This is a genomic window from Corynebacterium sp. 122RC1, assembly GCF_024580955.1.
Lineage (GTDB): Bacteria > Actinomycetota > Actinomycetes > Mycobacteriales > Mycobacteriaceae > Corynebacterium > Corynebacterium kozikiae.
The window spans coordinates 17,764-39,310 of record NZ_JANIKD010000004.1; the positions used below are offsets into that span (position 1 = coordinate 17,764).

The following is a 21,547-nucleotide window of genomic DNA, read 5'->3' on the forward strand; positions in this document are numbered from 1 at the left end:
CCTTGCTGTGGTGTTCTGCGTGGGTATTCATCCAAGCACGCTCCTGCCCTCATCCTGTGCGGGGCAGATTTCTACAAGCTCGCAGTGTGCGCAGAACTTGTTTTGGCGCGCGGTGAATTTGGGGCCGCGGAGGTCCTGCAAAAGCTGTGGCAGCACGTTTGCGAGTTCGGCAAGTTCTTCTTCTGTTTTGGCTGATTGTTCACGCGACGGGTTTTTCTCCAAAGCCGGGTATTGCAACACCGCGTTGCATACTTCCAGCCCTTCGGCGTCTGTGGTTTCAATACGAACCGAAGATGCTGGCTGGCCCATCTCTTGCTCTTCCACGCCACTTGCCTGCTTTGTGGTGATCTTGCCGTGGCGCAATGCCAGCTGATAGGTAGCAAGCTGGAGGTGCTCGTCGGCGTCTGCTTGAGACATTGGAGAATTACCGGTTTTGAGATCGAAGATCTGAAAACCCTCTGTCCTGTGTTGAAGCCTGTCGATGCTTCCACCGATGGTCACGCCGTTGACATCCACGCGGACGGGCACTTCCACACCGACGAGCTCAGCTTGGCCGAGTTGGGCATGGTGCCAGTTGAAAATGTTGTCCAACATGATCTTCCACTTAGTGAGCTGGCCTTCATTGAACCAGCGAGGGCCGTCGAGGAGGCGTTCCATGGCTTCGGTCACTTTTTCCCGCGCCAATTGCGGATCCACTCCTTTGGCCAGTGCCTCAGCGTAGGCGTGGGCGAGCGTGCCTCGCACCATGGCGAGTGGCTTCGATTCATCAAGGAGCACACCAGAAAAAGTGGCGTACATCGGGCAGGAAAGGGCGGCTTCCACCTTTGATGGGGAGAGGCGGCGCACGTCCAGTGGCTCATCCACGCTCTGTGCTTTGGCGCCCCACCAATAATGCGGGTGGGCGCTAGCAATGCCGGCTTGAGCGAGGCGGGCGAGTTGGCGCGCTGCCTGTGCCTTGGTGGCGGCACCCGTGGTTTCATCCGCGAGGGCGCGGCGAAGCTCCGCAACCACAGTAGGTTGGCTGAGCAGGCGCACATAATGCTCATCCCCAACCGATTCCCATTCCGGATTCCCCGCCACTGCCCCCACTGCCCTCACTGCACCATTCGCCTGATCGGCGTCGGCAGCATCGGCGGCTTCCCCGGAGTCGGCGCTTGGCAGGTGGAGCCGCGCCTCTGCGCTGAGGGTCTTGGGACGCAACGGGGTGAGGAACCGCGAGGGTTCTGAAATTTCCTCACCCTCAAGGTTGTTCACCGCGGTGACGTAGGTGACCCTGCGGGCACGCGTGGTAGCCAGGGCAAACAGTGCTTCCTCATCACGCAGGCGTTCTGCGGTTCGGGAGATGATCTGGTCTGGGTCAATCCCGTTGTCAATGAGGTCCACGAGTTGCTGTTGGCCAAAGAGGGAGCCGGTTTCCTTCAGCGATGGCCAACTGTTCTCCTGCACGCCTGCCACCACCACGGTGTCCCATTCTCGCCCCACACAGCCGTGGGCGGTGAGCACCTCCACTGCTTCAGGGACTACCGAGCGGCGGTCGCGCACGCCGGTGGGGAGTTCTTGTTCCTCGATGTTTCGTAGGAAGGTGTGCACGGTGGTTCCTGGGCGACGTTCCACCCAGTCACCTGCGGCGTCGAACAACGCCATGATGGCGTCGAGGTCGCGGTCTGCCTGGGAGCCACGAGCACCGCCGCGCAGACTCACTGCACTGAGGTGGCCGGAGAGTTTGGAGGCATCCCAGAGGTTCCACAAGACCTCCTCCACGGTGCCCGGTTGCGTGCCCGCGTGCAGGACTTCGCGGATTCGAGTGAGGATACCCAGCTCGGATTCGGTGAGCACGGTTTGCACTTCCGCAAGGATTTCCTGGGCAGCCTCGGCGTGCATTGGTTGCACGAGCTCAGCAAGTACGGTGAGGGCGCGTCGGTTACTTCCCCGGCGCATTTCCACTTGGCGCAGGGCGCGCAGGAGGCGGCGCAGGCGCACGGGGTCTGCACCACCGATTGGGCCAAGTGCCAGCTCTTCCACCTCGGAGTTTTCCAGAGGCTCAACAGTTGCTTTTGCGGCAAGCATGAGGGAGCGGACAATTGGTTGTTGTCCCAGAACCACATCGGTGGGGTTGATGTGCACGGGTACACCTGCGCCGAGGAGGATGCGGCGCATTGGGGCGATGTCTTTGACGTCACGCACCACCACGGCGAGTTGGCTCCAGGCGATATTGTCCAGCAGGTGCGCCCGGCGCAGGATGTCTGCCACATAGTTTGCATGCACCGTGGCGTTTTCTGCGATCACCGCGTGCACTGGGGCCTCACGCAGCGGTGCGCTGAGCTTGAGGTCGTGCTCAACGGGAAGCTTTTCCATTGCGTCCTCGGCCGCGCCCCGGAAGTGGAACACGGATTGATCCGGGTTGCCGCCGATCACGGTGAACGTGGCAAACTTGCGGAGCTGATCGATGAGCTCGAGTGCGGCTGGGTCCAGATGTTGGGCATCGTCCACCAAGATGGTGCGCCACCCTTGGTCGGAGATGGTATGCGTGGCCAGGCGGCTGAGCAGCTCCGATGCGCTGAGGTTGTGGTTGCCGCCGATCTCAAGGGTTTGCTCGTACTCCCGCAGGAATTCACCGGCGGCACGCCACAATGGACGGTTGTGCTGTTCACCGAGTTGTTCTAGGTCTTCGGGGGAAAGGCCACGCTCGGCGGCGCGCAGGAGGAAGTCGCGCAGGCCACGGGCAAAACCTACCAGCGGCAAAGCCCCTTGGACTTCCTCGGGCCATTGGACTTTGGAAACCCCCTCCGCTGCACCTTGGAGGAGGTCTCGGATCACTGCGTCTTGTTCCGCGCCGGTAATGAGGCGGAACTGTTCCTCCTCCAAGGTGCGAAGCAGGGCAAACGCAAGGGAGTGCACCGTGCGCACCATGGGGCCTTCCGCGGAGTAGCCGTATTGCGTGGCGCGTTGCGCAATACCGGTGCGCAGGCGTTTTGCCGCCCCGGAGGAGGTTGCGATCACCAAGATGGAGCTGGCGGGATGCCCGTCTGCGATTTGTTGCGCGGCCAAGTCCATCAGGAGGGTGCTCACACCAGTTCCAGCGGCACCTCGAACACGCCAATGCCCGCTGCGCTGGGCAAAAAGCGGGTTGTCCCACTCCACGGCTGGTTGCTCCGGATCGGACTGGCCGTGGGCAATGGGAACGATCTTGGGATTCGGCGGCACCAAAAATGCAGCTTCCGGTACGGATTGAGGGGATCCTCCGGACACCGCCGGCGCAGAAGCGGAGCCAGCGGCAGGCTCAGATGCAGAAGCGTTGGGTGAGGGCTGTGCAGTCATAGTGCCCATCATGGCAGAAAGACGGGACACACCCACGCACAATCATTCGAACAAAATCTAAGAAATGAGAAATTACTCTGAGAGTCCCTCGCGGGCTTGGGCCACCAGCAGGGATGTCACCCACTCCAGGTTTGTGCCCGTATTTGAGGTAGCACCCTCATGCAAGGCATGCACGATTACCCGATAGAGCAGCGCACGCAGCGCAAGCTGTACAAAGGGCACCTGCTCAAACACTGCCATTCCCGCGAAACGGCGCAGCACGCCCTCATCCACGGCTTCCACAAGCAGGGCATCCACCGCCGTCAAGGCCGCGCTGTACCCCTTGGGGCGCAGGCTGCACACAAGGTCCGTGACCGCGGGCATGAGGGTTCCGTGGTAAATCGTGGTTGCAAACATGTCCGCGTGCGTGACCTGCAACGGCGCACTCGCTGCGTCAAGAGGTGCGAGCACCTCCACGATCTTCGGAATCAGACTCGCGGCCAGGCGCTGTTTGGGCACCTCCGTATCTAAGTGCAACCCTGCGCCGCGCAGCCAGCGCAAGGGGTCCGCGGCCTCGGCGGCGTCGATACGCAGCGCATACCAATCCGCCAGGGTGAAGGCGTTGGTGGAGTCTTTGTCCCCGAGCCCCTCGGGAACGGCAACCTCGGCGAGGGCCTCGTCCAGGCGCAGGGCGGCGGCGATGGTTTCATCTACGCGGCGCTCAATCTGGCCTTCCACATAGCCAGAGCAGCGCCAACCGGCGTTCATGAAGCGGGCGTCTGCGGAGCGCAGGGGGCGCACCACGCGCACACCCCTTGGGCTCAGTTTTTCGCGGATTTTGGCGGACCAGGCGGCGCGGGTGGGGTGCGCTACCTGGCTAAACACCACGTTGCCCACGCGCACGCCGTAGTCCCACGCGGTGCCCATGGCAACCTGTTCGCCCTCTGGGGCGTGGAATGCCTCGCGTACATGGGCGGGCACTTTCAGATCGTGAGGCGCTGACGCGGTGTGGCCCAGGCCGGCGGGTTCGAGTGGTGGGTGTTCAGCCATGCCACCTAGCTTAGGGCACGGGCTTTAGGCGAAGGGGTAAGGCCAGGGGTTGTGGGTGCAGGTGGCGTCGTCGTCCGGGTAGACCTCATTGGGATCAATGCGGTGCAGCTCAGAGTTGTTGAGGCTGAGAGTCTGCTGCATCATGATCGGCGCGAGTTCGCCGTCTGCTCGGCAGCCCTCGTGGGCGTCAAAGCCGATGCCATGGCCAACCTCGTGATTAATGAGGTATTGGCGGTACGCTCCCAGATCACCTTGGAAGGGCGTGGCGCCGCGGACCCAGCGGGACTCATTGAGCACCACGCGGCCGCCATCTGCGTAGTAGCAGCTCGTTTCCATATCAATGTTGTTGCCGCACAGCTCATGGGTGGTTTCCACGGAGGTGAGCTGGATGCGCAGGTCGGGGTCCTCATCCGCGGATACATGGCGGAAGGCAAAGCGTGGATCATTGGTCCAGCCCTTGGCCGCGGTCAGGGTTGCGTCCACCATCGTGGCAAAGGCATCGTCGCCGCCATAGGCGGAAGTATCAATCCCGTTTTCCACCTCGATGGCGTAGGTAAACTCCCGGGCCTCAGCTTGGCCGGCGCGCGCACCAGGCGTACCGACGGCGCGGAAGGTCCCCTCCCCTCGCTGCGTATAGGCGGCGCCGGCGGGCAGTTCATTATTGGCAATAGCGGGAATATCCTGGTCCGCAGGGTTCGGCCCGGCGAGGCTTTCCGCGCCATCCCCAGAAGCGTCCCCGGAGGCGCTCACGGAAGCGGCGGTATTTGCTGTATTTCCAGTATTTCCAGGCTGTGAGGAGGGTTGCGCATTGATGAAAATATCCACCAGCACCCACACGGTGAGCACGGCAAGCACGGGGATCGCGTAGGCACGCCAGCCGTATGCGCGGGCAAACTCCGCGAAACGCTCAGCAGTACCCGCCGGCCTCTTGAGCGGATAGGGGCTCGAGCTGCCTTGCGCGTTTCCCCTACTCCCTACCGACGGCGACGCCCCTTGGGGCCGCGGCTCTTGATGCCCCTTGGGGGCGTCGGCACGCCCTGATCCGTGCTTGCCCACGGTATTTACGCTCCTGCGAAGCCCACGTGGCGAGGCGCAGAGGTGCCAACCTCAACGTAAGCAACGCGCTCGGAGCGCACGAGGTAGCGGCGGCCCTGTTCGTCGGCAAGTTCCACCACCGGCTGATTGCTTTCCAACGCCTGACGCAGGGTGGCAAGGAGCTGCTCCTGTTCGCCCGCAGAGGAAATCACCAGTTCACGAGGGGTATCGGTGAAGCCGATTTTGATGTCCATACCCAGTTCTCCTTCAAGATTCTTCATTCGCCCGCGTCACCTTGATCCCCAAAGGCACAGGAGGCGCGGCGAGCGGTCACTAAGCAACTATAGGCGCCACTATATGCCACCTGTTGGACATGCAGCACCTGCCGGGAGAAAGCGCAGGAGGCGCAGTGATTCTCACCTTGCTGGCTGGCCTATTAGTATCAAGGTGTGTCTGCTTCAAGCCAATCCCCCACCTTTGCTGAGCTCGGCGTGGCCTTTGAGATCACCAAGGCGCTCGCCGCCCGAGGAATCCTGCGCACCTTTGCCATTCAGGAACTCACGCTCCCCATCGCACTCGATGGGCGTGACATCATTGGCCAGGCGCGCACCGGCATGGGCAAAACGCTCGGGTTCGGTGTGCCGCTCATTGACCGCGTGTTCGACGCGGCCGACGTCCCAGAGCTTGACGGAACACCCCGCGCACTGGTGGTGGTGCCCACCCGCGAGCTCGCGGTGCAGGTTGGTGAAGACCTCAAGCAGGCGGCACAGTACACCGGGGTGCGCACCCTCACCATTTATGGCGGGCGGCCCTACGATGAGCAGACCCAGGCACTGGCCAAGGGTGTTGATGTGGTGATCGGCACGCCCGGGCGCCTGCTCGACTTGGCCCAGCGCGGCAGCCTTACCTTGGACAATGTGGCCGTTCTGGTGCTCGATGAAGCAGACGAAATGCTGGACTTGGGCTTTTTCCCGGACGTGGAAAAGCTCCTGGAATCCACGCCTTCCAGCCGGCAGACCATGCTCTTTTCCGCAACCATGCCGGGGCCGGTGCTCACCCTAGCGCGCACGTTCATGCGCAGGCCGGTGCAGATCCGCGCGGAGCAAGCCGACGAAGCGCAAACCCACGAGGGCATCCAGCAGATCGTGTTCCAAGCGCACCAAATGGATAAGCCCGCTGTGGTCACCAAGGCATTGCAAGCCAAAGGCCGCGGCAAAACCATCATCTTTGCCCGCACCAAGCGCGGCGCCGCAAGCCTGGCGGAAGAGTTGGCTACCCGCGGCTTCATGGTGGGAGGCGTGCACGGCGACCTAGGCCAGGAGGCTCGCGAGCGCTCGCTGAGCGCGTTCCGCGAAGGCAAGATCGACATCCTGGTTGCCACGGACGTTGCCGCAAGGGGCATCGACATCGACGACGTCACCCATGTGATCAACTATCAAACTCCCGACGATCCCATGACCTACGTGCACCGCATCGGCCGCACGGGCCGCGCGGGCCACACCGGCACCGCCATTACCTTGGTGGGCTACGACGAGCTGCAAAAATGGAAGGTCATCAACGAGGAACTCAGCCTGGACAACCCCGAGCCACCGCAGTGGTTCTCCACCTCCCCTGAGCTCGTGGAAGCGCTCGACTTGCCTGCCAACGTTTCCGATACCGTGGGACCCGCCCGCAAAGTCTTCGGCGCGGGTGCCCCGCAAGCACGCCGTTCCAGCGGGCGCCGGCGCCGCTAACCGCGAGCCAGTCACCGCTCCTCGCCCAAGCTCCACTGCTCATCGCTCCACGCCCAGCAAAGGATTCACCCCGCATGGACCAGCGCCCCGCTCCAACTGCCGATACCGCCGATGCCGCCAATACCGCGGATACCGCCGATACCGCAACAGCCCCGCAACCTGAGGAAGCTGCGGCGGTGGCGGCGTCGAAAAGCATCACCTTCCCCAAGACCACCCGCCGTGACCTGCAGCTCGCCGGGGGTTTTGTGGCGGCGGCACTGCTCGGTATTACTGCGGTGTGGTGGACTGCCCCCGCGCGCCATGTGGAGCATCAGACCGCGGCGCAACAGTTCCAGGCCACCTATTCCGAGGCTGCGATGGCGCAGGCGTATGACACAGCGGGGGTTTTGGCAGATACGAACCCGCTGCCTGTGCCGTTGGTAGTCAATGGGCTGCTGATTACGGCTGCTGGGAGCGGGGGCAGCGGGAGCAGCGAGGGCAGCGAGGGCAGCACCGTCACCGCTTTTGACACCCTGAGCGGCCAAAACGTATGGAGCTACTCGCGCACGGACGCCCCGCTGTGTGCCGCGATGGGCGGGTGGAACAACGTGAACATGGTGTTCCGCACGGAGCGTGGCTGCGGTGATGTGGTGGCGCTGCAGGCGTCGGATGGCACCTACCAGCGCACCCGCAGTTCCAATGCCGCTGAGCAGGTGCTGCCGGTGCGCTCGAATGACCGCGTGGGCATTTTGAGCGCTGATCGCGTGGAGCTGTGGCGCTCTGACCTGGTGCGGACCGTGGAGTTCGGGCATGTGGAGGCGCCGCAGGAAGCAGACCAGCAGCCCGAAATTGGCCAAGACTGCGCCATGAATTCCGCCCTCACCCGGACCGAGCTGCTGGCCACCGTGCAGACGTGTGGCGCGGAGGCACAGTTAAGTCTGCAGAAGGTTACCCCGGAGGATTCCCGCGAGCCGGAGATGCACGCAACCGTGCAAATCCCCACCACGGACCCCGAAAGCGTGCAGGTAGTTGCGGTAGGCCAGCACCATAGCGTGGTGTATGTGGCCGCGCCGAAGCCGATGCTCCTCACCTTCGACGAACAAGGCATCGAAACCGCCCGCTTTCCCCTGGACGCCCCGCTCGATGTTGGCCGCGGCCTGATCCAACCAATCGTGGCCGACCTCCCCCACCACATCACATGGTTCGCCGACGGCAAACTCTTCCTCTTCACCCCCGAATCCATGCAGGTGGCCCACGTCCTCGACGACGCCCTCGGCCTCGGCATCGGCATCACCGCCACCAACTCCCTCTACTACCCCACCGCCGCGGGCATCCGGCAAGTGAACTGGACCACGGGAGAAACGGAAGCTGAGATCCCAGTGCAGCGCGAGGTTCCCGGAATCACTACCGACGCCACCACCCCCCCAACCAGCGCAAACGGCTCCACCCAGAGCATTTCATTAGCTCAAGCCAACGGTGTGATCCTGGAGAAGCGAGGCCAGGAAGTGGCGATCCTCAAGCCGCGGCAGTAGGCGCTTGGCCGGTCTTGCGGGCGGGCCGTTTAGTGGTAGTTCGCTGCGGTCCAGCGCACGGCGCGAGGACTAAACAGCATGGCCAATCCCACCACCGCGGACACCAAGCACGCAATGGCCAAAAGCCACGCGTGCGCGGTGAACATGTAATAAGAGATGGGCACAAGCATCATTTGCAGCATCACCACGGGGCCGCGCCCCCAGCGGTAGCCGCGCATCATGCGCCACGCGCCTACTGCCACCGCGCCGAAAATGATGATGAAAAAAATCGCCGTTCCATAGCCGACCCACGTGTTGGCATTGTCTGCTTCGTACACGATCGAAGGGTCGCGGTAGCCCGCCGCCTCCCGGTAAATCAGCAGCGCTGCGTAGCCAAATCCCACCAGGGATTGCAGCAGGGCGATCCAGCCGCCAACCATCACTGGCGCAGGGGGCGTTGGGCGGGTGGCGCCAGAAGGAGAGTTGCCACTGCTGGCAGTTTGGGGGTTCTTGCGAGGCTCGTTTTGAGGTCGGTTCACATCTGAGAAGTTTACCTGGGGTTCATTTTTCTGCATGTGCACGTAGGTGCTCAGGGCTTAGCAATATTGCTTTTGTAGTCAAACCTTAAGGATTCCAAAAGCACGATTTGACCTCGATACACTAATCATGCTTGGTGTCGGCACGGAACTGACATGCCCTGAACTGGGCTTATAAAGATTCAGTCCCGGCGGACACTGGAAGCATTGGGCTCCACACACCAAGGAGCCAAAGTGACCTTGCGCACATTCTATGAATAACCCTAGATATGAAGTTTTGTTCATGCCAAGATCACTTAAGTAAACAAACGCGGTCAAACCACTTGGCCAGCGTGATGCAGGAGCACTTGGGCAACCGAGCCTGCCAACTTTCCCCTTTGCACGCGCCACCGCCTCGCGGTTGGTTTATTTTTGTGCGCCCATCTCACATAAAGGAGTTGGGTTCCGGCTGGGAATTGAAGTTGGCGGCACCCTGGGTCTTCTGATGCGCTCCAGCTGGCGCACACTTTTTCAATATTTAGATAGCAACAAAATTTCACCCAAGGAGTACACAATGGATTGGCGCCACAAGGCAGTTTGCCGCGATGAGGACCCTGAACTGTTCTTCCCCGTAGGCAACTCCGGCCCAGCACTCGCACAGGTTGCTGCGGCAAAGGTTGTTTGCAACCGTTGCCCAGTTACCTCCGAGTGCCTCGCATGGGCACTTGAGACCGGCCAGGATGCCGGCGTGTGGGGTGGCATGAGCGAGGACGAGCGTCGCGCACTGAAGCGGCGCAAGAACCGCGGTCGTGGCCGCACCCGTGCGACCATCTAGTCGTTAGAAAATCTTCAGCCAACGGCGGCCCCACCAGCAATGGGGGCCGCCGTTTCACTTTTGTCCTAGCGCTGTCCTGTCCTAACTCTGTTGCCCCTACACGCGTTGGTCGATAGCTCAAAGTCGATAGGCCGTTGCGTTGGTCGATAGGAGGGCCATTTCGGAAAAATCCGAGTCCTATCGACTTTGGGCTATCGACCAACGCCCAAATCCCCCTGTTGCCACCACACGTCCCTGCCACAGCGCCACCACGCGTCCCTGCCACCACGCCGCCCCACCCCTCTCCTCCCCTCCACTGCCACCGCAGCGTGCAACCGGTTTCACGTTCCCCCCACCAAGCGGCTAGACTTATTGCGTTATCTTTTCCCCAGCAGCAAGGAGTGCCTCATGAGCCAGCGTGGCCGTAAGCGCAAGGACCGCCGTAAGAAGAAGGCGAACCACGGTAAGCGTCCAAACGCTTAAGTACGAAGCGTTTCACCGGAAAGCCGCGGATCCGCAGCGGGCAATGATCTGATTGCTCTCCCTGCAGGTTCGCGGCTTTTGCATCCACAGACTCCAAAACTCCACAGATACCAGCAACCCCCACGAAAACGCATCGGGAGCACCCAATGAAGATTTCCACCACCAGTATTTTTGTTCAGGACCAGGCTCGTGCAGCTGCCTTCTATACGGAGGTACTGGGTTTTGTTGTGCGCCATGACGTCCCTGTGGGCGAACACCGTTGGCTCACCGTGGTCTCCCCCGAAGACCCGGAAGGTACAGAACTCCTGCTCGAGCCCAACGTCCACCCCGCTGCGAAGGCGTACATGGAGGCCCTGTACGCAGAAGGTATTCCTGCACAGCAGTTTGAGGTCGCGGACCTCGCCGCTACCGTTGAAAACCTTAAAGAAGCTGGCGTGCGCTTTTCCCAAGACCCCACCCCTGCGGGCCCTGTGGAATACGCGGTGCTTGACGACACCTGCGGGAACTACCTCCAGCTTGTTTCCCCACTACAAAGCTAGAGGAACCACCTGCATTAGAAGCCTTCGCTGCGGATTTCGATGTGCGTAGAGCGGATGGTGTAACTGATCCGCTCCCGAAGGGTGTTCGGGGCGGCACCTTGGCAGCATTTCCGCAGGATGGAGCGCAGTTCGAGTTCATTGTTGATCTTCTCCGTGCAGGAGGGGCAACCACGCACGTGCTCTTCCAGGCGGGCGCATTCTTGTTCATTAAGTTCGCGGTCTACGAGCGCGTGAAGTTCTGCTCGGAATTCACCGCATGAACAGTGATGAGACATCGTTATTCCTTGCCTTCCTGGCCAGCGCGGCCCGCGCGGTCACCGTGACCGCGTTGTTGAACACCATCGGAGTCTCCCGTGGCGGGTCCATGAGCCTCATGAGCCTCATTAGCCTCAGCATCCAAAGCGTCCGTCGCATCCCCATTTCGAGCTGCGGTTTTGGCGCCGCTGGGGTGGTCGAGGCCAATGCCGTATTCGTTTGCTACGCCCTTCAACGCCTCTCGGAGTTGTTTTCTTCCCCTGTGGAGGCGGCTCATCACGGTACCCAGAGGGGTGTCCATGATTTCGGCGATCTCCTTGTATGCCAGGCCTTCGATGTCTGCGTAGTAGACGACCATGCGGTATTCGTCGGAAAGCGCATTGAGTGCTTCGGTGATCTCTGAGTCCGGGAGCCGTTTCAGGGCCTCGAGCTCGGCGGATTCGAGGCCGGTGGAGTCGTGTTGGGAGGATGCGAGCAGTTGGTAGTCGGTGACGTCCTCGGTGGAGGATTGCAGCGGCTGGCGCTTTTTCTTCCGATAGGAATTGATGTAGGTGTTGGTCATGATCCGGTACAGCCACGCCTTGAGGTTGGTGCCTTGGGTGAAGCTGCCGAAGCTTTGGTAGGCCTTCATGTAGGTCTCTTGGACGAGGTCCTCGGCGTCGGCGGGGTTCTTTGTCATGCGCAGAGCGCCGCCGTAGAGTTGGTCGAGGAGCGGCAAGGCCTCAGCCTCAAAACGCTTGGCCAGCTCGGAATGTGGAGCTGGTGTTGTCTTTGCAGCCACGATGGTTACCGTTCCTCCCGCAAAAATTGTAGGTAGATTCCAACCATTCTAATGGGGATGAGGAAATGGCCAAACGGCAGGCAAAACACAGCGCAGGAACCCCGGCTCTTCAACTGCTCAGCGACGCCGGGGTGGATTTTCACGTTCAGAGCTTTGAGTCCGGCTCGGACCATTTTGGGCAGCAGGCCGCGGAAGCCCTCAACGTTGAAGCTGAGCGCATCTTCAAAACGCTGGTCATTGATCTCACCGCAGGAAAGGGCGCTAAACGACGTCTCGCTGTGTGCTGCGTGCCCGTTACCACCACCTTGAGCCTGAAGAAGGCCGCCGCCGCGCACGGGGTTTCCAAGGTCACGATGGCTGACCCCCACGACGCAGAAAAGTCCTCCGGGTACATCACTGGTGGTATTTCCCCGCTGGGTCAAAAACATGTGCTGCCCACCGTGATCGATGAAACCGCCCTTTTGGCGGACACGATTTTTGTCTCCGGTGGCCGTCGGGGCCTTGACGTGGAACTTAAACCACAGGACCTCGCCTCGCTCATCAATGCCAGCTTCGCAGACATCAGCGCTTCCTAGTGCAACGCCGCGACTTCCATAGCCGAAGTGAGTAACCCTTTGTTTGGATGATGCCACCTCGCGAGCGATGTACTGGCGGGAAGGCATTGAGATCAATTGTTCAGGTGTGCCCAAAAGCGTTAACTTGGCCAAACTGAAAGTCATGGCCAATCGGATTGCGCAACTTGGCTTTGGTTTCTAGTCACCGAGTGTGTTAGTTGGCCAGTACTCTCTTCCCGGAATTTTCACAGCCGTGCAATGTGCAGTAAACGCCAAATGAATTCTTATAAAACACCGTGCAGTTCCCACTTGAAAACCGTAACCTACTATTGGAAATCAGAATGAACAAAAAGGAGCATTCATGAACAGAAAAGGCCTGTGGGGATCTTTTGCTGCAATCGTGCTGTTCAGTTTTGTTGGACTACTTCTGTCCGGAATCCTTTGGGAACCCAGGTCAGCTACCATAATTATTGCAGCATTCTTTGGAACGTTAATTATCGCCACAATTATCTGGGTGCCCCTTTATTATTTCATGAAGAAATATCAATCAAGAAAGGAAACTGACTAAAATAAAGCGTCTTATCTCTATCTCATTTTCCATTATTTACGCCTCTTCCCTTGTTCGCCCAATGGCCAACGCCCATGAGAATCTTCCAGCCCAAGAAAATGCCAGCTGCGAAGGTCGCTCTACAATGAACAAAAATTACGAAGGTTACGGATCACGCTTGTACGTCCAACACACCATAATTGGCCCTCACTGCCATGAATCAAGAATATGACCGCACAAATCATGAAATGATTGGGTGAAATTTGCCTGCCGTGCTCACTAGCGCCGCGGCCTCCGCAGCCCTGCCCCACTGCCGCCACCAACTTGAACCTTGGGAGCGTCGGAAATTTTAGCTCTCTCCTAATTCCAGCCCCATGAGTTCTGGGTAGTCGTTGCGCACGCTTCCTACCTCTTTGGGTGCGGGGGTGAAGTGGAAGCCGGTGGTGTCGGCGGGAGTGAGCAGTTCCTCGGCCTCGGCGGGGCTGCCAAAGATCCACTGTTCCATTTCCTCGGGGGCAAGGAACCTGGGCATGCGGTGGTGAACCTGATCCAGGGGCGCCTGGGCGTCCGTGGTGATCATCGTTGCGGAAAGCTGATCCAAGCCGAAGGAGTAGAGCCCTGCCACCCAAATCGGTGAGCCCGTGCGGATAAAGTTGGGGTGCTTCGCCTCCCCTTCGCCGGTCCATTCGTAGTAGCCGTCCATGGGGATCGCGCAGCGGGCGCGCTTGAAGGCCTCACGGAAACTCGGCTTGGAGGCTACCGTTTCCGCCCGCGCATTAAACAACGGCGGGCCCTTGAGTTCTTTTGCCCAGTGCGGGATGAGGGCCCAGCGGGCGGGCTCCAGGACCATCTCCGTAGCCACTGCGCCGCCAACGCCAGCCCCAACGCCAACTCCAGCCCCAGCACCAACGCCGCCGCCCGCCGGGCGCAGCACCGGGATCACCTGGGTAGGCGCAATGTTGTAGCGCGCCTTTGGCATGCCGTAGGGCATCTCGATGGTGGCAAAAGGCACGTTTTCCAAGAGGCGTTCATCAGTGGTGAACAATACGAAGCGTCCGCACATGCCTCTATTATGGTGCCTATGTCTGATTATTGGGCCGCCCCCACTGTGTCTGCTGGATCCACCGCGTTTGACGCCACCGTTGAGATTCCCGGTTCGAAGTCGATTACTAATCGCGCCTTCATCCTTGCGGCGCTGGCAAGTGGCCCTTCCACCATCAATGGTGCGCTGCGTTCCCGCGACTCCGACCTGATGATCGCCGGCCTGCGCGCCATGGGCGTGGACATCGAGGCAGCCCCGGACGCCGGCCCGTTCAGCTTCCGCGTCACCCCAGTCCCCGCACCGGGTACCCTCCACGCCGGTGAGGTGGACTGCGGCCTGGCGGGCACGGTGATGCGCTTCGTCCCACCGGTTGCCGCGTTCGCAGAGGGCACGGTGCGCTTCGACGGCGACGAATACGCCCGCAACCGCCCCATGGGCGTGATCCTCGACGCGCTGCGCAGCCTCGGCGTGCAGGTAGAGGGGCATTCTTTGCCTTTCGACGTCCACGGCGCCGGCGGTGCTAAAGGTGGGCTCGTGGAAATCGATGCCTCGGGTTCCTCCCAGTTTGTCTCCGGCCTCCTGCTTGCCGGCGCCCGCTTTGAGCAGGGCATCACCGTGCGCCACGTTGGCGAGTTCCTGCCCAGCATGCCGCACATCGAGATGACCATTGCCATGCTGCGTGAGGCCGGGGTGACGGTCACCACCAATGGGTCAAATGAGTGGAGCGTCGCTCCCGGCGAGATCGCGGGCCGCGAGTGGAACATCGAACCAGACCTCTCCAATGCCACCCCGTTTTTGGCGGCGGCGGCCGTCACCGGCTCCACCGTTCGTGTGCCTCACTGGCCTTCACAGACCACCCAGCCAGGGGATGCGTTCCGGGAGATCGCAGAGCGTATGGGCGCCACCGTGACCCTAGAGGATGGGGTGCTCAGCGTCACCGGCCCTGTTTCCGACCCCAGCTCCAATTCCAGCCAGCCGCTACGCGGCATTGACCTGGATATGGGTGACATCGGCGAGCTCACTCCCACCGTGGCCGCCATGGCCGCGCTGGCCTCCACCCCTTCGAGGCTCACGGGCATCGCCCACCTTCGCGGGCATGAAACGGATCGCTTGGCAGCACTCACGCATGAGATCAATAACTTGGGCGGAAACTGCAAGGAGCTGCCAGACGGCCTGGAGATTACTCCAGCACCGCTGCACGCCGGCAAGTGGCATTCTTACGCGGACCACCGCATGGCCACGGCCGGCGCGATTATCGGGCTGAAGGTGCCGGGTGTGGAGGTGCAAGACATCCACACCACCTCAAAGACGCTCCCGGACTTCCCCGCGATGTGGGACACGATGCTTCGTGGCTAGGCGCTGGGACGAGTCCGACGTCAAGGTGCGCCCGGGCAAAGGTTCGCGGCCACGCACCAAGGATCGTCCGACGCACGCCGATGCCCGTTTTGGCATGGTGGTCACCAAAGACCGCGGGCGCTGGGGCGTGGTTCTGGATGGCGAGGATCGCCACAACCCCATCGTGTGCATGCGCGCACGCGAGATGGGCCGCACCGCCGTGGAGGTTGGTGACCGCGTAGGAGTGGTTGGTGATACCTCCGGCAGGCCCGGCAGCCTGGCGAGGATCGTCAAGTTGGAGGAACGCTCCAGTGTGCTGCGCCGCACGGCGGACGACACCGACCCCTACGAACGCATCGTTGTGGCCAATGCCGAACGGCTGCTCATCGTGTGCGCCGTTGCGGACCCGCCGCCACGCTCCGGGTTTGTGGAACGCGCCCTGGTGGCAGCCTTTGTGGGCAACTTGCAGCCAGTGATCTGCCTGACCAAGTCCGACCTCGCCGACCCCACAGAGTTCGCCTCCGAGTTCGCCTCCCTCGACGTCCCCGTGGTGATCTGCGGCATCAATGACCCCCTGGATGCCGTAATGGATGTGGTAAATAATCACACCAGCGCGTTGATCGGCCATTCCGGGGTGGGCAAATCCACGCTGGTAAACCGCATTGTTCCGCACGCCCAGAGGGAAACCGGGGAGGTCTCCTCAGTGGGCAAGGGCCGACACACCTCCACCCAGGCGGTGGCGTTCCCACTGGACGCAGGTGGCTGGATCATTGATACCCCCGGCATCCGTTCCTTCGGCCTAGCCCATGTGGACGCAGATACCGTGGTCGGCGTATTCGAGGATCTCCGCCAGGCAGTGGAGGACTGCCCGCGCGGCTGCACCCATGCAGGTCCCCCGGCGGACCCAGAGTGCGCGTTGGATTCCTTTGCGGAGGATTCCCCCACGGGACGTCGGGTGCAGGCGGTGCGCAAGCTGCTCGCCGCGCTGCGCACCAACGTTGATTGGGAGTAGCTCGAGCTGCGTCTAGGCTTCAACGGACGCGAACGGATAGTCCGTGTACCCGTGCTCACCTGGGGTGTAGAAGGTGTCAAAGTCAATCGGATTGAGTTCCAGGCCCTCGCGCCAACGCCGCACCAAGTCTGGGTTCGCAATAAGCTCGCGGCCCACGGCTACGGCATCGGCAAGGCCGGAGACCATGATGTCCTCAGCCTCTGTGAGGTCGGTGACCTCCTGGAAGCCGGAATTGAGCACCACAAAGCCGCCGAACAGCTCACGCAGCCGCGTCACCAACTCGCCCTTATAGTCTTTGTGCAGGATGGAAAGGTAGGCAAGGCCCAGGTCCTTGACGCCTTCAATCAAGGCCTCGTAGGTTGCCAAGGCATCCTGCGGATCTTCCTCCAACACGCCTTGGATGTTGTGTTCTGGGGAAATGCGCAGGCCCACGCGGTCTGCGCCCACTTCTGCGGCCACCGCGCGCACCAGCTCCACCACAAACCGTGCGCGTGCCTGGGGCGTGCCACCGTAGGCGTCGGTACGCGTGTTGGAAACCGGGGAGAGGAACTCGTGCAGCAGGTAGCCGTTGGCGCCGTGGATTTCTACGGCGTCCACACCGGCGTCGATTGCGCGGCGGGCACCAGCCACGAACTCCTCGATCACCCGGCTGAGCTCTGCCGTTGCCAGCGCCCGGGGCACTGGCAGCTCCATTTTGCCTTGCGGGGTATGCGCGGAAACGCCGGGCGCGATCGCCGAGGGCGCCTCCGGCTCCTCCCCGCGAGTGAGGGGAGGCGGCGCCATCCTGCCGGCATGCATCACTTGCATCACCAGCACTCCTCCGCGATCGTGCACGGCGCGCGCAACCCGACGCCACCCTTCCTGCTGCTCGGCGTTGGCAATGCCAGCCTGGCCCTCAAAACCCCTGGACCGGAAACTCGGGAAGGTGCCCTCTGTTACCAAAAATCCCACCGACGCCCGCTGCGCATAATACTCAACGTGGAGGTCGGTGGGGACGCCGTCTTCACCAGCGCGCTTCCTGGTCAGTGGGGCCATGGTGATGCGGTTCGCCAGACGCAGCGCACCCGCCTGGGCTGGTTGGAACAAGTCAGTCATGATCTGTTCAACCCCCAAAGCGGGGCGGCGTATTCCCGCGAGGCGTTCCTACGCGGCATAGAACGAAAAGCCAAAGGCCCCGGACTTACCCTTAGGCAGCGCGCGCTGCGGCAGCCTTGCTGGGGATGCGGCCGGAGTAGATGCGGATTGCATCCTTCACGGTTGGGCGCAGTTTTTTGATGAGTCCGAGGCCCGTCTTGAGCCCGGAGCGGCGCCCCTGCTGCTCGCCTTCCCAGAGCTGGTCCTCCACTGGCTCGAATGCCCGGTTGGAGCGCACCTCCGGCGCGTTGTCCGGGCTTGCCAGCAGGAACTTGTTGGGCAGGGTGAGCTTGAGCAGAGTCTTTTGCACCTTGAACAACTGCACCGGGAAGGAATCCACGTTGTAGGGAAGATCGAATTCCTGGCACACCGCCTGGACCTTCTTCCCCACCGCCGCCAAGCGGTTGGAGGGCAGGTCTGGGAACAAATGGTGCTCAATCTGGTAGTTGAGGTTGCCAGACATGATGGTGAGCAGCCAGCCGCCGTGGAAGTTTGCCGACCCAAGCATCTGGCGCAGGTACCACTGGTTGTGGTCCTCGTTACGGAACTGCTCCTTGGTGAAGGTTTCCACCTCATCTGGGAAGTGGCCGCAGAAAATCACAGCGTATGCCCATACGGAGCGGGCAAAGTTGGCTACGGCGTTCGCGGCCACTGCCTTCGGGTAGTTCTTGCCCGCGAGCGCCGGGTAGAGCACGTAGTCACGCGCCGTTTGACGGCCGGCTTTGCGGGTGGTTTCCCAGAACTTTTCCCTGGTGTCCTCCCATGAGGCGCGCCCACTGAGGAATCGGCCCAGCTCCACGTCGTAGTAGCCCACGGCCCATTGGAACATGGAGGCCAACACAGTGTTCACCACAGGCTGGAATGCGTGCAATGGCCCCCACTTGCGGTCGCGGGTCACGCGCAGGATGCCGTATCCCACGTCATTGTCCATGCCAAGGACGTTGGTGTAGGTGTGGTGGACGTAGTTGTGGGAGTGCATCCACTGCGAGGAGGGGCACACGATGTCCCATTCCCAGGTGGTGGAGTGGATTTCGGGGTCGTTCATCCAGTCCCACTGGCCGTGCAGCACGTTGTGGCCGATCTCCAAGTTTTCCAGGATCTTAGCCAAGGTGAGCATGCTGGTGCCGGCCCACCAAGCGGCACGGTTCCCGGAGAAAATGAGGGCGATGCGCCCCGCCGCCTCCAGGCTGCGCTGGGTGCGGATGAGGTTTTTGATGTAGGCGACGTCTCGCGGGCCGAGGTCCTGCTCGACCTCTTCCCTGATGGCGTCCAGCCTGCGGCCGATTTCCGCGATGTCCTCATCGCTGAGGTGCGCGTAGGCCTTGATGTTGTCAATTGCCATGATGTGTTCGGTACTTTCCTTGAATGTTGTGGTTGGTGTGTTGGCGCTACTGGACCGTAATGTCCCCGCAGGCCACGGATACACAGGTGCGGAACCTCGAGCCCGGCTCGTGTTCCTCCCCGGTGCGCAGGTCCATCGCATGCCCCTCAGCAAGGGTTCGGGTGCAGGTGTGGCAGATGCCCATCCGGCAGCCAAAAGGCAACTGGGCCCCGGCTTGCTCACTAGCCTCAAGGACCGTGGTTGCGCCGTCCACGGTGACGCTGCGGCCGGACGGGAACGTAATGGTGCCGCCTTCAGCGTCGGACTCCCGCTCCAAGGAGAAGCGCTCCGTGCGCAGGGTGACGCCTTTGGCCTTGGCCCAGGATTCGAAGTCGTCGAGCATTGCCGAGGGGCCGCAAGCGTAGATGGTGCGCTGCGTAATGTCCGGGACGAACTGCTCGATGTTTTCCGGCGTGATGCGCGAACTTTCCGAGGTAATGCGGGTGACCAGGGTGAAGTTTTCCGGGTAGGTTTCGGCGAAGCGCTGCAGCTCCTCGGTGAACAGTTGCTCGCTTTCGTGGCGCGAGGAATACACCACGGCTACGTTCGTGGCACCGAACTGGCCGCGCTGCTCCATCGTGCGAAGCATGGAAATGATCGGGGTGATGCCCGTGCCGGCGGTGACAAAGGCGAGTTGCGCCGGTGGCGGGTCGCTTAAGTGGAAATCCCCTGCTGGGGCTGCTAAACGCACGGTGGTTCCCGGCGTCGCAGTGCCCACCAAGTGGTTGGAGAGCTTGCCTTTTTCCACCGCGCGCACGGTAATGCTGAGCGTGCCGTCTTCAGGCGTCGGGGCGTTGGTGAGCGAGTAGCTGCGCCAGGTGTAGCGCCCGTCTACCTCCACCCCAATTCCGATGTACTGCCCGGCCTCAAAGTGGGTAGGCACTCCCCAACCTGGGGTGATGCGCAGGTGGACGGCGTCGCCCTGACGCTCCACGGAATCAATTTTTCCGCGTAGCTCACGCGTGGACCACAGGGGGTTGAGCAACACCGAGTAGTCATCCGGGAGCAATGGCGTGGTGAATCTATGCAAAAGGCCTCGCACGCGTGCAAGGCCATCGGTGGTGCGTTGCTTCAACGGGCAACCTCTTCCGCACATAGGTGAAACTTACGTTCCAGTATCCTACGCAAGAGTAAGTTTTATTGTCAAAGGTAATTTTTCCTTAAGATCCACCGCTGCCACTGCTACGCCAACAGGGCGTTGAAAATTTCCGACGTAGACGGGTGCGTGAAAATGCCATCGCCCAACTCACTCGCGGTGATCCCGGCGCGCATCGCCACCGCCACAGTATTGATGAGCTCCTGGGAATCCACACAGAACAACACCGCGCCGAGGATCTGGTTTGTGCCTGCATCCAGCACAAACTGCACCACGCCTTCGGGCTGCTTGAGGATCTTCGGCCGCGGCACAATAGCCAGATCAGCCACCTTGGCCTGGCGAACCTCCACCTCAAAGCCCTGTTCACGGGCTTCCCGCTCACTCAGTCCGATGGTGGAAAGCGGCGGGTTACTGAAGGTGGTGCGGGGGTAAATCCGGCCAGCCCGGGTTCGTGGCTCACTCCCCGACCCCCAGCGATCAGCCATGACCACGCGGTGGTCGTCGTAGGAAAGGTAGGTAAATTGCGGGGCGCCGGTGACGTCACCCACCGCGTACACTCCGTCTACCGACGTCCGGCAGCGCTCATCCACCTCAATGCCGTCTGCGGAGTAGCGCACCCCAGCGGCATCAAGGCCCAGATCCTCCACCACGGGCTTGCGTCCCACCGCCATGAGCACCTTCTCCTCTGGTAGCGCTTTCGGGTCAGCAACCTTTTCATCCTTGATGGTGATGCCCTGACTCTCCAAGTGCTCGCGCACCGCTTGGGCGATCTCTGGGTCGAGGAAACCCAAGAACTCCTTGGAGCCGTTGTACAAGGTCACGGGCACGCCGAACTCGTTGAACATGGTGGCAAACTCAATGCCAATCGGCCCGGCACCCACGATGCCCAGCGAAGCCGGCTTGGCAGCAAGCTGCTGGATGCTGGTGGAATCATGCAGGCGCTCATCCACCTCCACTGAGGAGGCAGCACCGGTGTTGATCACTACCGTCTGCGCGGTGATCTCCAGAAGCTCGCCCTCGCCCGTGACCTGCACCGTGTGCGGGCCCACAAATCTGGCGTGCCCGTCAATAACCAGCGCCCCAGCGCCTTCAGCCATCGCCTTGTTGGCCGCGTTCAGCTTGGCAATAAAGCCATTGCGGTCTTCTTTAGCCTCAAGGTATTCCAGCCCAGCGGCGGCACTTTCCAGCAGCCGCTTGGTGGGAACGCAGGCGATGTTAATGCAGGTGCCGCCATACATCGACGGCAGCTTTTCCACGATGGCCACGCGGTCCCCCGCCTTGGCGCGCTTCATCGCAATGGTCTTGCCGGCCTTGCCAAAGCCGATGACCAACAGGTCAAGCTCGAGTGTTTCCTGGGTTCGGTGTTGTGTTTGGGGTGCCATTGATTCGCCTCGCTCTGAGCTGTGGAAGATGTACCACCCCAGCCTAGGCGCGAAGCTCACGCCCCTGCCACC

General features: G+C 61.5%; 21 protein-coding genes. 9 read left to right on the forward strand and 12 right to left on the reverse strand.

Annotation, left to right across the window (positions count from 1 at the left end; genetic code table 11):
* Window positions 1-27: 27 nt before the first annotated feature.
* The 4 genes from NQ050_RS02855 to NQ050_RS02870 all read right to left on the reverse strand — a co-directional run bounded on the left by NQ050_RS02855 (window position 28) and on the right by NQ050_RS02870 (window position 5,636).
* Window positions 28-3,327 (reverse strand): PD-(D/E)XK nuclease family protein, encoded by a 3,300-nt coding sequence (locus NQ050_RS02855; RefSeq protein ID WP_373456397.1) that lies wholly within the window; start codon window positions 3,325-3,327, stop codon window positions 28-30.
* 63 nt (window positions 3,328-3,390) lie between these two features.
* Window positions 3,391-4,347, reverse strand: coding sequence for a TIGR02569 family protein (locus NQ050_RS02860; RefSeq protein ID WP_257037767.1), 957 nt, complete (start codon window positions 4,345-4,347; stop codon window positions 3,391-3,393).
* 24 nt (window positions 4,348-4,371) lie between these two features.
* A complete protein-coding gene (locus NQ050_RS02865; protein ID WP_257037897.1) occupies window positions 4,372-5,208 on the reverse strand; it encodes a DUF3152 domain-containing protein in 837 nt (278 codons plus the stop codon).
* A 200-nt stretch (window positions 5,209-5,408) separates the two neighbouring features.
* Entirely contained in the window at window positions 5,409-5,636 is a 228-nt protein-coding gene (locus NQ050_RS02870) for a DUF3107 domain-containing protein (protein WP_257037898.1), read from the reverse strand.
* 195 nt (window positions 5,637-5,831) lie between these two features.
* On the opposite strand from NQ050_RS02870, the gene NQ050_RS02875 reads away from it, so the two are divergent.
* Both NQ050_RS02875 and NQ050_RS02880 read left to right on the forward strand, forming a co-directional pair.
* Entirely contained in the window at window positions 5,832-7,115 is a 1,284-nt protein-coding gene (locus NQ050_RS02875; protein ID WP_257037768.1) for a DEAD/DEAH box helicase, read from the forward strand.
* A gap of 74 nt (window positions 7,116-7,189) precedes the next feature.
* Entirely contained in the window at window positions 7,190-8,626 is a 1,437-nt protein-coding gene (locus tag NQ050_RS02880) for a hypothetical protein (protein ID WP_257037769.1), read from the forward strand.
* Between the two features lie 29 nt (window positions 8,627-8,655).
* Here the strand turns inward: NQ050_RS02880 and NQ050_RS02885 are convergent, their stop codons facing one another.
* Complete coding sequence (locus NQ050_RS02885) at window positions 8,656-9,045, reverse strand: hypothetical protein (protein WP_257037899.1); 390 nt, start codon at window positions 9,043-9,045, stop codon at window positions 8,656-8,658.
* 649 nt (window positions 9,046-9,694) lie between these two features.
* On the opposite strand from NQ050_RS02885, the gene NQ050_RS02890 reads away from it, so the two are divergent.
* From NQ050_RS02890 to NQ050_RS02895, 3 genes are all read left to right on the forward strand, one after another.
* On the forward strand, window positions 9,695-9,955 hold the full coding sequence (locus NQ050_RS02890; protein WP_257037770.1) for a WhiB family transcriptional regulator: 261 nt from the start codon (window positions 9,695-9,697) through the stop codon (window positions 9,953-9,955).
* Between the two features lie 387 nt (window positions 9,956-10,342).
* On the forward strand, window positions 10,343-10,417 hold the full coding sequence (locus NQ050_RS11230; RefSeq protein WP_370443781.1) for a 50S ribosomal protein bL37: 75 nt from the start codon (window positions 10,343-10,345) through the stop codon (window positions 10,415-10,417).
* A gap of 146 nt (window positions 10,418-10,563) precedes the next feature.
* On the forward strand, window positions 10,564-10,956 hold the full coding sequence (locus NQ050_RS02895) for a VOC family protein (RefSeq protein WP_257037771.1): 393 nt from the start codon (window positions 10,564-10,566) through the stop codon (window positions 10,954-10,956).
* Between the two features lie 14 nt (window positions 10,957-10,970).
* Here NQ050_RS02895 and rsrA read toward each other — a convergent pair whose 3' ends face one another.
* Together rsrA and NQ050_RS02905 are read right to left on the reverse strand one after the other, a co-directional pair.
* A complete protein-coding gene (rsrA, locus tag NQ050_RS02900) occupies window positions 10,971-11,231 on the reverse strand; it encodes a mycothiol system anti-sigma-R factor (RefSeq protein ID WP_257037772.1) in 261 nt (86 codons plus the stop codon).
* Window positions 11,232-11,233: 2 nt separating this feature from the next.
* The gene (locus tag NQ050_RS02905; protein WP_368734670.1) at window positions 11,234-11,992 is read right to left on the reverse strand and encodes a sigma-70 family RNA polymerase sigma factor; all 759 of its coding nucleotides are present in this window, start codon (window positions 11,990-11,992) and stop codon (window positions 11,234-11,236) included.
* A 65-nt stretch (window positions 11,993-12,057) separates the two neighbouring features.
* Between NQ050_RS02905 and ybaK the strand changes: the two genes are divergently transcribed.
* Together ybaK and NQ050_RS02915 are read left to right on the forward strand one after the other, a co-directional pair.
* On the forward strand, window positions 12,058-12,567 hold the full coding sequence (ybaK, locus tag NQ050_RS02910) for a Cys-tRNA(Pro) deacylase (protein WP_257037773.1): 510 nt from the start codon (window positions 12,058-12,060) through the stop codon (window positions 12,565-12,567).
* A gap of 340 nt (window positions 12,568-12,907) precedes the next feature.
* Window positions 12,908-13,114: a hypothetical protein gene (locus tag NQ050_RS02915; protein WP_257037774.1), complete on the forward strand. Its 207-nt coding sequence runs from the start codon at window positions 12,908-12,910 to the stop codon at window positions 13,112-13,114.
* Between the two features lie 328 nt (window positions 13,115-13,442).
* Here NQ050_RS02915 and NQ050_RS02920 read toward each other — a convergent pair whose 3' ends face one another.
* Window positions 13,443-14,156 carry an SOS response-associated peptidase gene (locus tag NQ050_RS02920; protein WP_257037775.1) on the reverse strand — a complete coding sequence of 238 codons (714 nt, stop codon included), beginning with the start codon at window positions 14,154-14,156 and terminating at the stop codon, window positions 13,443-13,445.
* A gap of 18 nt (window positions 14,157-14,174) precedes the next feature.
* On the opposite strand from NQ050_RS02920, the gene aroA reads away from it, so the two are divergent.
* Together aroA and rsgA are read left to right on the forward strand one after the other, a co-directional pair.
* The gene (aroA, locus tag NQ050_RS02925; protein ID WP_257037776.1) at window positions 14,175-15,491 is read left to right on the forward strand and encodes a 3-phosphoshikimate 1-carboxyvinyltransferase; all 1,317 of its coding nucleotides are present in this window, start codon (window positions 14,175-14,177) and stop codon (window positions 15,489-15,491) included.
* On the forward strand, window positions 15,484-16,482 hold the full coding sequence (rsgA, locus tag NQ050_RS02930; protein ID WP_257037777.1) for a ribosome small subunit-dependent GTPase A: 999 nt from the start codon (window positions 15,484-15,486) through the stop codon (window positions 16,480-16,482). Before aroA ends, rsgA begins: the two co-directional genes overlap by 8 nt.
* A 12-nt stretch (window positions 16,483-16,494) precedes the next feature.
* Here the strand turns inward: rsgA and NQ050_RS02935 are convergent, their stop codons facing one another.
* The 4 genes from NQ050_RS02935 to NQ050_RS02950 all read right to left on the reverse strand — a co-directional run bounded on the left by NQ050_RS02935 (window position 16,495) and on the right by NQ050_RS02950 (window position 21,475).
* A complete protein-coding gene (locus NQ050_RS02935) occupies window positions 16,495-17,577 on the reverse strand; it encodes an alkene reductase (protein WP_257037778.1) in 1,083 nt (360 codons plus the stop codon).
* Between the two features lie 91 nt (window positions 17,578-17,668).
* Window positions 17,669-18,958 carry an acyl-CoA desaturase gene (locus NQ050_RS02940; RefSeq protein ID WP_257037779.1) on the reverse strand — a complete coding sequence of 430 codons (1,290 nt, stop codon included), beginning with the start codon at window positions 18,956-18,958 and terminating at the stop codon, window positions 17,669-17,671.
* A 46-nt stretch (window positions 18,959-19,004) separates the two neighbouring features.
* Window positions 19,005-20,072, reverse strand: a complete 1,068-nt coding sequence (locus tag NQ050_RS02945; RefSeq protein ID WP_257037780.1) for a ferredoxin reductase — start codon at window positions 20,070-20,072, stop codon at window positions 19,005-19,007.
* A 107-nt stretch (window positions 20,073-20,179) separates the two neighbouring features.
* Window positions 20,180-21,475 (reverse strand): FAD-dependent oxidoreductase, encoded by a 1,296-nt coding sequence (locus tag NQ050_RS02950; protein WP_257037781.1) that lies wholly within the window; start codon window positions 21,473-21,475, stop codon window positions 20,180-20,182.
* Window positions 21,476-21,547 lie beyond the last annotated feature (72 nt).